Below are 12,233 nucleotides of genomic sequence, written 5' to 3'. Positions count from 1 at the left end.
GAGCTGCCGCGCCTCATTTAATTGAGTGACCGCTCTTGCGCCAGCATTAAAGAGCTTTTTCCTGGTTGATGGAGGTCGATCCTCGAGTACTGCGCGCTCTAGGTCTGGGAGCATGCTCATGAGCGCTCGATGTGTGCGTGCTTGCGCCTTTTCAGAGTTCGCGGCCGCGGCTAGCGCGTTACGATAACGCCGTACCGCCTCGATGGTCCTCTCCTCAAGATGGGAATCGTCGCTCAATGGCTCGTTCTCGCTACTTGCACGGTCGAAGCCGCATCGGGCGTCATGCTGGTTCGATGACAGATCGCTCTCAACCTCCTTTTGACCGTACAATCTGACGCTACGTGCGCTTCAAGCTTGTTGGGTAATTATTACTTTCGTCGCCCTTCATCAGATTGCGCATTGGCGCTAGTTGCTAACAGCGCAGACCAGCGGGCATCGAACTTCGAACATTGCCCCCTCAGTGCTAGACAACATGAGCGTGCACGAAGTGCCTGATGAGCCTCTTTCGCATTGGGCTCGTAAACACTCATCCCGAAGTTGATCATCCATCCAACCGGACGATCCGCCCAGCCGACCACCTCCCGCACCGATCTTGGTCCGATTCGTTTCGTTAGAGCTCAGCCGCTCTGCTTGGCTGATAACCTCGTTGTCACCAGAAACCCGTGAGAAGGTGTCGAAACATTCGGTATCAGCTGGAGAGCTGGCCGGATTGTTCGCGCTGTTTCCGAAGCTGCGCGAAAAAAGCCGAAGACCGGGCATAACTATCCGATCGTCTTGATTCAGCAGGCCGGCCTTGACGGCTTCTGGGTTCAGGTGCTTGAAAAAGAAGGGATTTCGAAAACCGCCCGAGAATTCATCCTCCGATGAGGCAGTGCGAGTACGGGCCGCAGAGCCGCCATCATGCGGATTGCGCGGCTCGTCGTGATAGACCCAGTCCGCGACCTGCCGCGCGACAGCACCTGCCCGACCACGAACTGGAATGCTCAAGGAGGAGTCATTGATGGCAATTTACCTTATCGACAGTATCGCAACGAGGTCCCTTCCTTGATTGTCAGTTTAGAACGCTCTCCGCTTAGACGTGTGTGTGGGACGAACGAAGAGTACGTTGCGGCTGCGCGGGCGGCGGGAGAGCCATGCGCTCACGGCGTAAATTGTGCCGATGATAGCGAAAGCGATCGACAGCAAAAAGAAGAATAGCATCGCGTGAACCTCTTAATTGTTGAAGGTTGGTCTGGCTGCATGTGTGGACGCGACCCGCGCAGCGCCGAATTAAAAGCCGGAGGCCAATCTCTCATACAACGTGACGTAACGTTAGGTTCAAGCGCCGGGCGAGGAAAAGGACGTCATGGCGGTTCGTCTTCGCCTGATCGTGCGGGTTCCTGGGACTCAGCAATCGCGACAACGCTGTCATGGCCGAGCGAGCGGATCAGGCGAGAAGGCAATAGCGAGTCGGATCGGGCCTCGTAACAGTGAAGTGGACCCTATGCTGAGGACCACCGGGTCTGGTTTGTTAAGTGGAGCTTGCTGCCGTTCGTTCTTGCCAATACTTTACGCTACTGTTGCTTGCTGCTGTCCTGGCTGTGGGGATGTGGGCAACGCGCAGCGTTGTCCAAGCTTCTCGCTTGCGAGAAGCGTCATATCCACAGCCTCTTCGCCGAATGCGCCGGTGACACCTGCCCGCCAGACCGCCATCGGCGCGCGGTTTTCCAGCGCCTGATGGGGGCGCTGGAAATTGTAAAACTCGATCCATCGGGCGATTCCGGCTTTGGCCTCGTGGCCATCCGAATAACCCTTGAGATAGATGCCCTCGTATTTGAGCGAGCGCCACAGCCGCTCGATGAACACGTTGTCCATCTAGCGGCCGCGACCGTCCATCGAGATCCTGACGCCGGTGGCGGCCAGCGTGCCGGTGAAGGCGGCGCTGGTGAACTGGCTGCCCTGGTCCGTATTGAATATCTCAGGCCGGCCGAAGCGCGGCAAGGCCTCTTCGAGCGCAGACACACAGAACGATGTGTCCATCGTGTTCGACAGGCGCCAAGCCAGCACCGCACGGCTCGCCCAATCGATGATCGCCACCAGATATAAAAAGCCTGGCCGATCGGCACATAGGTGATATCGGCCGCCCACACTTGATTTGGCCGGTCGATCACCATATGGCGCAAGAGATACGGGAAGATTTTGTGTCCCGGCGCCGGCTTTGTGGTTCTGGGTTTGGTCCCAGCGCCGCGATGCCCATCTTGCGCATCAACCGCTGCACGCGCTTGCGATTGATGCGACAGCCTTCGCCATTGAGCATCGCCGTCATCCGCCGCGAGCCCAGGAACGGCCAGGCCGTGAACAGCTGGTCGATCCGTCGCATCAGCTCAAGGTCGTTGTCATTGGCCGGCCGCGGCGGCCGATACGCTCGATCGCGCAACGCTCAGCAGTTGGCATTGCCGGCGGATCGATAGATTCTCATGATCGCGCTGAAGCAATCCTCGGCGATCCGGCGCGCTCATCTTCCGGACCTCCCTGGCTAAGAAATCTCGCTCGACCGTCAATTGTCCGATCTTGGCGTGGAGCTTCTCGACCTCCAGTTCGTGGGCCGCCTCGCCATCCCGACCAGTGCCCGGGTCGAACGCGCGAACCGCTTGATCCTGAAGCTGTTTCTTCCAGGCATAAATCTGGTTCACATGCACCTAGTAGCGCTGCGCCAGATCCGTCACCGTTGATCGTTCTCGCAGCGCCTCCAAGGCGATCTTTGCCTTCAGCGCCGCATCGATTGTCCGTCTCGTCTTCTTCATGGTCCGCTCCGTTTATCAAAAAGGGAACGGCATCCGCACCACCTAAGCCGCCGGTCCAAACTCCGGCGTCCACTTCAAGGAAGTCTATGCGTCCAACCGCCGGGACAATCTTCCGCCCTGATCCCGTCGCGGCAGATCCCACGCGCACGATCGTGACGCTCATTCACGGCAGCCTCCCAGGCCGCCAGATCACGCTTCCGGACGGCACTAAGATCGAGGAGAGCAGTCATCGCCCGATGCCCGCCAGGGCATCGCTCTCGATCGATCAACGCTGGCGGACTGGGTTGTACATTGAGAGCTGCCACTGGTCAGCCATATGGACGTACAGTTGCAAAGTGCGGTCAGTTGCGGCGTCGAGTTTGTGTCAGCAACCAGTCCTGGTGGTGCGTCGCGCGTCTTCCAAGAGATAGAATCGCTATGTGCCGGGGCTGGCCAGCCGCGGCTACGAGTATCTCAAGTCTTAGAGAAGCAGCGGATGCGAGCTCCCCAAATGATCCAATTTCTCTTTGGGCCTACAGTTGGTCGGACCGTCAGATTTTGTTGCAGTGGCCAGGCAGTCGCGCACAGGATAACTCCGAGCAGGCACGGGACAGGGTGCTCGCTTGTCCATTCTAAATGTCTCACGATGTTAGCGCTCGATCAATGTTCCCAGAGAGCTCGTTCTGAACCGATGGTGTGATACGACTATGCTGCCCAATTCTCAGCAGGCCCGAGATGCGGCCTATCAGCTCCACGCCTACACAAACGCGCGGTCGCACCAACAGACCGGACCGCACATAATTGACCGCGGCGAGGGCCCCTATGTCTTCGACACAGCGGGAAAGCGCTACCTCGATGCGATGGCCGGTCTCTGGAGTGCGGGACTTGGCTTTAGCGAGAAGCGGCTCATCGAAGCCGCGCATCGCCAGATGCAAGTCCTCCCTTTCTATCACACCTTCGCATCACGATCGAATGGGCCTTCCATTGAGCTCGCCGAGAAGCTCGTGAAGATGTCTCCAGTGCCGATGAGCAAGGTGTTTTTCACAAACTCCGGTTCGGAGGCGAACGACACGGTACTGAAGCTGATCACTTCCGGTGGGAAGCGATGGCGGCGATAAAGAGGGTCCCGGGCGATCGGCATGCCGCTCGTCTATCCCCTTGGCCGCTCCAATTCGTTAACTTGACGGTACCGTGCAAAATGCCGCTGATAACGCGGCGGTCATCCACCCGATGTGCACCACTGCGACCGCAGCGGCTCAAGTCGCTTCCACTTAGCGTCGCTCAGCCAATAGAGTTGTTTCCTCATCAAGGCCTCCATCTGCGTAGAAGCCTTGAATCATAATCCGCCCCAAATCGGAATCCTTATTGAGTACGGACCCTAGACTAGCCGGGCTTGCTGTCTTTAACATCCGCATCCGTTTTCAGCAAGCGGCGACAACGAGCTGACCACAGGCGCTCGGAAATGCCGTTTTTTCTGAAGGCTCGTTGCCATCAACAACTGGCCGATCAGGCGATCTTGGGAAAGTACTAGGCGACCGCCCCAAGCTCGTCGTCACTCATATCACATCCATTGATTCAACTGCTCACCGCTGATGTTGTTGTATCTTGAGATTATCCAATAACTTCGAGCCTTCACTGAACGATCTGGACCAAGATCGCTCTGCCAAGTCCAGATAGCTTTTTAGCAACTCGGAGGGCGTTTTTACCTCGGCAACGACTCTTAGAAAATTGGCGTGATCGTGCAAAGAGGAAGCAGTCAACCTCAAACTGTCCTTCAAAGCCGCCGCGAAGAAGTTTGTCGTTGCTTCGATCGACTTCTGCCATTCTGGAAACACGAATGCAGCGCGCGTGGCTGTCGTCGACTCCTTAGTATGTTCGGCGGTGCCACTTCGCCCAGGAGCCGATGCTTGGGCCACTTGCGGCCCTTGTTGTACACGGCGTTTCTCGTCTTCAGCTACGTTCGATGCCATTTCTTCTCCGCTCTGAACTGTAACGTTGTGATTAACCTGCGGAGGATAACACGATCTTCAATATCCGATACCTGCCACTTTTTGTAGCTTCGATCGCAAGGACCTGACTTGACGACGACATACAACGTGAGCAGTGCTGGCCGCGAATTATTCAGTCTGGCAGATTCCGGTAAGTGCCCCGATGGCAATTTTGCGGCGATAGTAACGGGAGCCGAGGGGAAACAGATCGCTGATCGCCGAGTTGTGTCGGTCGCGAACGGCAGGCCGCCACAATGGCGCTATCGCGCTCAATCAGCGATTGGTTCGAGAGGCAGGAGCAGCAGGTTGATGCGAGATCGCTTGCATGGGGCGACTTCAAGGGGAGCTCGATTTGGAAGGCCGAGACTGTGTGGTGGATTTTGCGAGAATTGATGCGCAAGGATAGCGCTCATGCGGTCATTAGTCATGCTTTGAGGTTCCGAGGCTATGTTGCGGAGAGTAGGTTTTTCCAGATGGGGGAAACATCCGAAATGGCATGTCGCAAAGGCGTGTAGGGGCTGAGCAGCAACTCCCTGGGTAAAAGCAGGTGGATAGAACTAGGAGTCTCGATAGACCTCGACTGTGAGACCTTACCCAGGCGATCTCAGAGAGAGGATCGCCTTGCAGTCGAAACGGCACTGTCAAATGCGGTGCCGGCAGGCTGATGCACTCGCTCAGAGATATGGAAGTGATGCGCGATGAGTCGCTGCAGTCGCCTACAACGCAAGCGGTGAAAGCTGCCCGAGAGAGGCTGCAGCGCCAGGGGAGACTCGACTGCCGCTCATTGAGGAGCAGCCGCAAAGGGACGGTGTGAGGTGGTCGTTTATCCTCGATGACAGATCAATCCGGTCCACCTCAGTCTCGGGCTCGGGTCTTGGTCGAGTAGCTCGGCCATTTGGCTTTGCCCTCACAGATCCGGGCAGGCGGCTTTCCCGCACCCGGCTCTTCCCGAGGGTAACCCGCGTCATATCCGCGCCTGCGCCCATGTGCGAGTGATGCGTGGAGTTGGCAGGCGGAAGCGTGCCGTCAGGGTCTCGAACTCCGGCCAGCCCATGCGCCGACTTTTCTGGCTACGCCGTCTCAGACAACGCAGCCAGGTCCGACGCACTTCGCGGTAGAAGCCGTTGAGCGCTGGAGATAACGTACAGAGTCTTTCGCACTTTCAGGATTGACGGCTTCTTCTAGAATGAAGGAGCTTTGAATGAACGATGGGAATGCCATGGGTCAGGTGATCCAAATTGATGAGGCCCGGATTCGAGATCACCTGGGCGAGATGGTCCGCGGGACAGTGGAAGAGACACTGAACGCGATGCTGGAGGCCGAAGCGGACCAGCTGTGCGGTGCTGGGCGGTATGAGCGCAGCCCGGCGCGGCAGGACACGCGGGCAGGCAGCTACGAGCGAACGCTGCAGACCAAGGCGGGCGACGTCAATCTGAAGGTTCCGAAGCTACGGCGGCAAACCTTCGAGACGGCGATTATCGAGCGCTACCGGAGGCGGGAGAGCTCGGTTGAGGAGGCGCTGATCGAGATGTATCTGGCCGGGATTTCGGTTCGGCGGGTCGAAGACATCACGGAGGCGCTGTGGGGCACCCGGGTCAGCCCGAGCACAGTGTCGAACCTGAACAAGAAGATCTATACCAAGATCGAGGCGTGGCGGAATCGCAGGATCGAAGGCGAGCATCCGTATCTCTACCTCGACGGCATCGTGATGAAGCGCAGCTGGGCTGGTGAGGTTCGCAACGTGTCGCTGCTGGTGGCCTCGGCGGTCAATGCTGAGGGGTTCCGGGAGATCCTCGGCATCTGTGAAGGCGCCAAGGAGGACAAATCCGGCTGGTCCTCGTTTCTGCGGCATCTCGTCGATCGCGGTCTCAAGGGCGTGCAGCTGGTGGTTTCCGACGCGTGCCGAGGTCTTGTCGAAAGCGTTGCGGATTATCTGCCGGAGGCACGCTATCAACGCTGCATGGTGCATTTTTATCGCAATGTCTTCAGCCACGTGCCGTCGACCCGGGTCCGCGAGGTGAGCCACATGCTCAAGGCCATTCATGCCCAGGAGAGCCGCGCCGCGGCCGACGAGAAAGCCAGGACCGTCATCGCGGATCTGCGGGCCAGCCGTATGGCCAAAGCTGCTGATCTCGTCGAGCAGGCGGTTCACGAGACGCTCGCCTACTATGCCTTTCCGGACATCCATTGGCGGAAGATTCGAACGAACAATCCGCTCGAGCGCATCATGAAGGAGATCCGGCGACGAACCCGTGTCGTCGGCGCCTTCCCCGACGGTCAATCCTGTCTCAACTTAGCGGCGGCCCGGCTGCGGCACATTGCCGGAACGGCGTGGTCGACCAAATGCTACATGAACATGCGACCGCTCTATCAGCCACAACTCTCTGAAACCGGAGCCGTCGCCTGATCAAAAGTGCGAAAGATTCTGGACAGTACCGCGCTGGATAATTGTGCGGCCTGCCATAATAGCCATAGTGCCCGCGCAGCACGGCGGCGAACCACTCGTGCTGCGTGGCCAGTGGCGCGTGCATGAGCCGCCAGGCCTCCTGGCGCAACGCCGTCAGCTTGCGCGTCAGGCGTTTCCCTTCCGTCTTGTGCTTCACGATGAACCGGCCATCTCGGGTCCGCCCGCAGTAGTGGGTGAAGCCGAGGAAGGCGAAGGTCTCTGGCCGCCGCTCGCCCCGCCGCTGACGCGAGAGGGCCGCGAACCGGCCAAACTCGATCAGCCGCGTCTTGTCCTCATGGAGCGTCAGGCCGAAGCTGGCCAGCCGCGCCTTGAGGGCCAAGAGCATTTCCTGCGCATCTGCCTTGTTCTCGAAGCCCATGACGAAGTCGTCCGCGTAGCGCACGATCACGATACGACCGCGTGCGCGGCGACGACGCCATTTCTGGACCCAGAGATCGAGGATGTAGTGCAGGAAGACGTTGGCAAGGAGCGGGCTGATGCCTGCCCCTTGCGGCGTGCCCCTGTCCGTCTCTTGCTTCTCGCCGCTCTCAAGAACGCCAGCTCGCAGCCACAGCCCGATGAGCCGCAAGATGCGAGGATCGGCGATCCTGTGTGCCAGCATCCGCAATAGCCACTCGTGGTCGACCGAGTCGAAGAAGCTGCGTATGTCGGCATCGAGCACCCAGTTCACATGCTGGCTCATGATCGCCGTATGCAGGGCATCAAGCGCCATGTGAGGATTCCGCCCCGGCCGGAAGCCGTAGGAGAACCCGAGGAAGTCGGCCTCGTAGACGGCGCTCAGCACCTCGGCCACCGCGCTTTGGACAATCTTGTCCTCTAGCGCCGGCACGCCGAGAGGCCGCTTACCGCCATCGGCTTTGGGGATGTAGACGCGCCGCACCGGCTGTGGCCGGTAACGACCGGAGTGGACCCGTCCGCAGAGGTCGCGGAGGTTATCCGTCAGCCTCTCTTCGTACTTCGCCACCGTCACCCCATCGACCCCCGCGCTGGCCTGCCGCTTTTGTCGTCGAAACGCCCGAAGAAGAGCGTCTTCGTCGACATGGTGCAGCAGGGCCGTGAACCGGGTTTGGGCAGCTTGCTTGGCTGCCGCGTTCACCCGCTTGAGGTTCGGCGGCAAGGTAACCCGGCTCTGTGTCCGGACCCTGGCCTCCTCGCGCAGGCTCCCCTCGGGCTGGTCCCTTCCCTCCATGCGTCTCGTTACCTTCGACGACTTCACAGGTAGTATGGACCAGTCCGACTCCCGACCTCAGCTCGGACAACGGCTCTGGCAGTGCCTTGCCGCTGTCCCCCGCTGGAGACCAATCCAGCGGACCCGGTCGGGCCTCTCATGTTCCAATGATTGCCTTCCGTGCGTGATGCGGCCATCGACCCCGACGGAGCGGCATCGTCTCGCGTATCGACGATGCTCATGCAGCCTTCGTGCTTAGGGAACACACTCGGCCTCCGCGAACATCCACCTTTCGAGGCTCATTCCCGCACCCCGCACGGCTCCTGTCTACACTTCAGACCCCGCGTTGCCGCGACGCCCGCAAGACTCGGTCCCGGCTTGCCTGCTACAGCTTTGGCCGGATGGGACTTGCACCCACAAGCAATCATCAGCTTGGCATGACGTACTCCCCAGTGATGGTGTTGCTCGGAAGCGTAAAGCTGCGCGCAACGGCTACTGCGACCGGACCGGGGAGATCCTCGCCGGCGCGGTCGAGCTTCGTATCCCCGAGCTGCGCAAGGGGTTCCTATTTCCCCGGCTTTTTAGAGCCGCGCCGGATGGCCGAGAAGACGCTCATCTCCGTGGTGCAGGAAGCCTATGTGCAAGGCGTCTCAAACCCGCTCGGTGGACGAATTGTCCAGGCCATGGGGATTAGCGGCATCTCCAAGAGCCAGGTCCGCGGCTGTGAGCGGAGATCGACGACAAGGCGAAGGCGTTCCTCGCTCGCCCGATCGAGAGCGACTGGCCCTATCTGTGGATCGACAACACCTACGAGAAGGTGCACCAGAGGGGCGCAGTCGCGTCGGTCGCGATAATGTCGCGGTCGGCGTCGACAGCGATGGCCGGCGCGAGATTCGTACGCATCCGACCAGCACCCCGGGCATGTGCGCCGGTCTGCCGCGGCGCTCAGGCAGCAGTCGCTTTGGACTGATGGGTCGCCTTCCAATTCCACGGAAGCAGGTCGACAACTCGGTTGACGGGGTGATCTGGAAGCCTGGCCAACACGTCAGCGAGCCAGGCTTGTGGATCAACGTCGTTCATCTTGCAGGTTTATGCCGCCCGCCGAACTATGCCGAGTCGGGTCGTTTTCCCCAGATTTCTCGCTGACCGGCGTTTGGTCGGTTCGGCATAGTTCGTTCTGTGCCTCCGCATTCAACAGCGGAGAACAGGAAGATGGAAGTTGAAGAGTACTTGGGTAGAAGCCGGCTGTACCGGCGTCTCAGAAGCGGGCCGCACGGACAGTTCGTCGAGCGCTACGCCGCTCGTCTCGTCGAAGAGAGGCTCGTTCGGCACGGCACGTGGCGTTGCCTCAACGTGGTTGGCGGGCTCCTGAGTTGGATCGCGGGCCGTCGCTACAAGCTGGTCGATCTCGATGAGCAGGTCGTTGCGCGGTACCTCCGACATCGAGGCGGGAGGCAGTCTATCCAGCCCGGTGACCGAGCTGCACTCAATCGATGGCTGTCGGTGCTGCGCGAGGAAGGCGCGATCGCGCCGTTGGTGCTACCGCCTCTCACCCCGCACGAACGGATCTTCAAGGAGTTCGATGCCTACCTGCGATCAGAGCGCGGCTTGGCCCCGAGGTCCATCGTCCGCTATCTCCCAGTCATCCGCAGGTTCCGGCACGAGGTGTGCTCCGGCGGCGCGGCGCCCTGAGCAAGATCAGCCAAGAGGACGTGATCCGCTACGTTGAGCGCCACGCCCAGGATTGGAGCCCGGGAACAGGCAAGGCGATGTGCTGGTCGTTGCGTGCCTTTCTCCGTTACCTCCACCATCGGGGGCTGAACTCGCGCCCGTTGGCGGATTGCGTTCCATCGATGCGCCGATGGAAGCTCGCAACTCTACCGACCTATCTGCCTGCCGCTCAGGTGCGGAAGGCTCTCGACGGTTGCGACCGAGAGACGGTGATGGGACGGCGCGATTACGCCATTCTATTGTTGCTGGCCAAGCTCGGCCTGCGGGCCGACGAGGTTGCGACGCTCACCCTCGACGATATCGACTGGCGCGCCAGCGAGATACTCGTTCGCGCCAAGGGCCGACAGCGTGCACGAATGCCGATATCGCCAGACATTGGCGCGGCTATCGTTGCATATCTGCGCAATGGCCGCCCAAAATCGTCGTGCCGACTGCCGCGCGGCAATCAGGGTGACAGTGCGTATTGCCTCACGTATCGATGCTCCCGGGCGCGATCGGTTGCCTCATTTATTTTGCTCCTGGCTTGGGTTGAGGAGGAGGCCGGGTGCGGAGATGGCCGGGGTTTCGGAGCGCCCGGCCTCCTCCGCTGGCAGCCGCTACATCATTGCGTTGTCGTGACCTCTGACCTTGGTGGCATTTTCTCCGTAGGAGCGAACAGCAGCGCATTCGCTTGCTCGCTGCGCCAGGATTTAAGCCGCCGTTGAAGCGTTCGAAGAAGCTTGTTCGGGTAGGCTCCAGGATATTCCACCTGCAGGCGGGAGAGCAGTTCGCTGCCAGTCCGCCAGGGCTCGGCTTCAAACCATTTTCGCAAATCTGGCGTTGCGCGAATGAGCGGGTCGGGACGACGCCGGCCTCTTTTCGCCTTCACGATTGGCCGATCCGTCGGTCGCATAGCTCCGTCCTTCCAGGCCGTTCGCAGGCATGCCAGGAAGCGATCGGTCGATTGCGATGCCGCAGCAGGATGGACGATTGGTTGGGTATCCGCGAGGGCCGCGAGGCGCTCCTGCGCGTCGCGGATGTCGCGCAACAACGCGACCGGATCGAGAGCGGCATAGATTTCTTGGAGATGGTGGCGGACTGCGTCAGGCGTGCGGGCGTCGGCGGCCAGGCGCTGGTGGGGTGTTGCCGGCGCGCTGTATGTCTTGCGCACACGAGCACCGTCGCGCTGCTTGGCTATCAGCTTGAACGAGGGTTGGAAGAAGTTTACGAACAGCCGCGCTGCTCGATAGAGTTCTGCCAGCAGCTCGGCCGCTTCCAGGCCTTCGAACCGACGATAGCCGACCATCCTGCGCACGACCGCGCCGTTCTTCTGCTCAACGAACGCCTGGTCATTCTTCCGGTAGGGACGGCAACGCGTGAAGACAATGTTGGCTGCCTCGCAATAGCCTTTCAGCGTCTCGTTCATGAACACCGTATCATTGTCAGTATCGAGGCCGAGCAGCGCAAAAGGCAAATGTTTGCGCAATTCCGTCAGCACCGTGCTCAACAGCGTCTGTTCACGCACGATCAGGGGAGCGCACTCTGTCCAGCCAGTAGCAATGTCGGTGAGCACGAGGGTCTGGATAAAGCTGCCGCGCGCAGATGGTCCGCTATGCGCTACAAGGTCAGCCTCGACGAATCCTGGCGCCGGATCGTTCCAATCCGCCGACGTCCGTATTGGAACACTGCGACGCAGAGAATGCGCTGTGTGCCGCCGGCGCTTGCGACCCAATTTTTCTCGGATCGGCACCAATACGCGGTCAATCGTCGCAGCGCTCATCGCCAAAAGCTTGGCGCGGATCTCGGGGGCAAGGTCGAGGTGGCCATGCCGTTCCATCGCCTCTATCAGCGCAGGCATTAACGCCTTCAGCCGCTTCCCGCAGATCCGGTCTGACGCTTCCCAAAGGAGCACGAGCGCGTTGTGTTCTGCCTCATTATAGATCCGACGTCGCGGCCCTCGGCCTGGGCGTGCGTCTTCCTGGCCTCGAAGTAGTCGCATCGCATGCTTGCGATGAAACCCAGTGATGTCGACGAACTCATCTAATATTCGTGCCTTCTTCGCGCGATCCGAATGCCGATAACGCACGCCTGCCGCCGCCGTCAGTTCCTTCCGCGTTGCCATGCTCAGCCGCCCCATC

Annotated in this window: 6 protein-coding genes and 5 pseudogenes; 6 read left to right on the top strand and 5 right to left on the bottom strand. The window is 60.1% G+C overall.

Features of this window, described 5'->3' with window-relative positions:
• Nucleotides 1–543: 543 nt before the first annotated feature.
• Nucleotides 544–834: pseudogene (locus tag N2604_RS07460) on the top strand (IS110 family transposase); the annotation flags it as partial.
• 858 nt (nucleotides 835–1,692) lie between these two features.
• Here N2604_RS07460 and N2604_RS07455 read toward each other — a convergent pair.
• A pseudogene (locus tag N2604_RS07455) lies at nucleotides 1,693–2,783 on the bottom strand (IS3 family transposase); the annotation flags it as partial.
• Nucleotides 2,784–3,469: 686 nt separating this feature from the next.
• Here N2604_RS07455 and N2604_RS07450 point away from each other — a divergent pair.
• Nucleotides 3,470–3,850, top strand: a pseudogene (locus N2604_RS07450) (aminotransferase class III-fold pyridoxal phosphate-dependent enzyme); the annotation flags it as partial.
• A 495-nt stretch (nucleotides 3,851–4,345) separates the two neighbouring features.
• Here N2604_RS07450 and N2604_RS07445 read toward each other — a convergent pair.
• Nucleotides 4,346–4,732, bottom strand: a complete 387-nt coding sequence (locus tag N2604_RS07445; protein ID WP_124163944.1) for a hypothetical protein — start codon at nucleotides 4,730–4,732, stop codon at nucleotides 4,346–4,348.
• Between the two features lie 1,237 nt (nucleotides 4,733–5,969).
• On the opposite strand from N2604_RS07445, the gene N2604_RS07440 reads away from it, so the two are divergent.
• The gene (locus N2604_RS07440) at nucleotides 5,970–7,157 is read left to right on the top strand and encodes an IS256 family transposase (RefSeq protein WP_199752527.1); all 1,188 of its coding nucleotides are present in this window, start codon (nucleotides 5,970–5,972) and stop codon (nucleotides 7,155–7,157) included.
• Here the strand turns inward: N2604_RS07440 and ltrA are convergent.
• Entirely contained in the window at nucleotides 7,039–8,406 is a 1,368-nt protein-coding gene (gene ltrA, locus N2604_RS07435; RefSeq protein WP_260374222.1) for a group II intron reverse transcriptase/maturase, read from the bottom strand. The genes N2604_RS07440 and ltrA overlap by 119 nt on opposite strands.
• Before the next feature lie 325 nt (nucleotides 8,407–8,731).
• Here ltrA and N2604_RS39645 point away from each other — a divergent pair.
• Nucleotides 8,732–9,041, top strand: a pseudogene (locus N2604_RS39645) (transposase); the annotation flags it as partial.
• Between the two features lie 289 nt (nucleotides 9,042–9,330).
• On the opposite strand, the pseudogene N2604_RS07425 reads toward N2604_RS39645, so the two are convergent.
• Nucleotides 9,331–9,474, bottom strand: a pseudogene (locus N2604_RS07425) (transposase domain-containing protein); the annotation flags it as partial.
• Between the two features lie 123 nt (nucleotides 9,475–9,597).
• On the opposite strand from N2604_RS07425, the gene N2604_RS07420 reads away from it, so the two are divergent.
• Together N2604_RS07420 and N2604_RS39640 are read left to right on the top strand one after the other, a co-directional pair.
• Complete coding sequence (locus N2604_RS07420; protein ID WP_158626812.1) at nucleotides 9,598–10,077, top strand: hypothetical protein; 480 nt, start codon at nucleotides 9,598–9,600, stop codon at nucleotides 10,075–10,077.
• A 77-nt stretch (nucleotides 10,078–10,154) separates the two neighbouring features.
• Nucleotides 10,155–10,820, top strand: coding sequence for a tyrosine-type recombinase/integrase (locus tag N2604_RS39640; protein ID WP_409241723.1), 666 nt, complete (start codon nucleotides 10,155–10,157; stop codon nucleotides 10,818–10,820).
• On the opposite strand, the gene N2604_RS07415 is transcribed toward N2604_RS39640, so the two are convergent.
• Entirely contained in the window at nucleotides 10,718–12,232 is a 1,515-nt protein-coding gene (locus tag N2604_RS07415) for an ISNCY family transposase (RefSeq protein ID WP_158671663.1), read from the bottom strand. The two genes, N2604_RS39640 and N2604_RS07415, sit on opposite strands and share 103 nt — an antisense overlap.
• Between the last annotated feature and the right edge of the window lies 1 nt (nucleotide 12,233).

It is taken from the genome of Bradyrhizobium sp. CB1015 (assembly GCF_025200925.1).
GTDB lineage: Bacteria > Pseudomonadota > Alphaproteobacteria > Rhizobiales > Xanthobacteraceae > Bradyrhizobium.
This window is presented reverse-complemented; position numbering and strand designations above follow the sequence as displayed.

Coding starts and splice junctions, on each gene's coding strand:
- N2604_RS07445 (WP_124163944.1), bottom strand. CDS start 4,732: ATGGCATCGAACGTAGCTGAAGACGAGAAACGCCGTGTACAACAAGGG.
- N2604_RS07440 (WP_199752527.1), top strand. CDS start 5,970: ATGGGTCAGGTGATCCAAATTGATGAGGCCCGGATTCGAGATCACCTG.
- ltrA (WP_260374222.1), bottom strand. CDS start 8,406: ATGGAGGGAAGGGACCAGCCCGAGGGGAGCCTGCGCGAGGAGGCCAGG.
- N2604_RS07420 (WP_158626812.1), top strand. CDS start 9,598: ATGGAAGTTGAAGAGTACTTGGGTAGAAGCCGGCTGTACCGGCGTCTC.
- N2604_RS39640 (WP_409241723.1), top strand. CDS start 10,155: ATGTGCTGGTCGTTGCGTGCCTTTCTCCGTTACCTCCACCATCGGGGG.
- N2604_RS07415 (WP_158671663.1), bottom strand. CDS start 12,232: ATGGGGCGGCTGAGCATGGCAACGCGGAAGGAACTGACGGCGGCGGCA.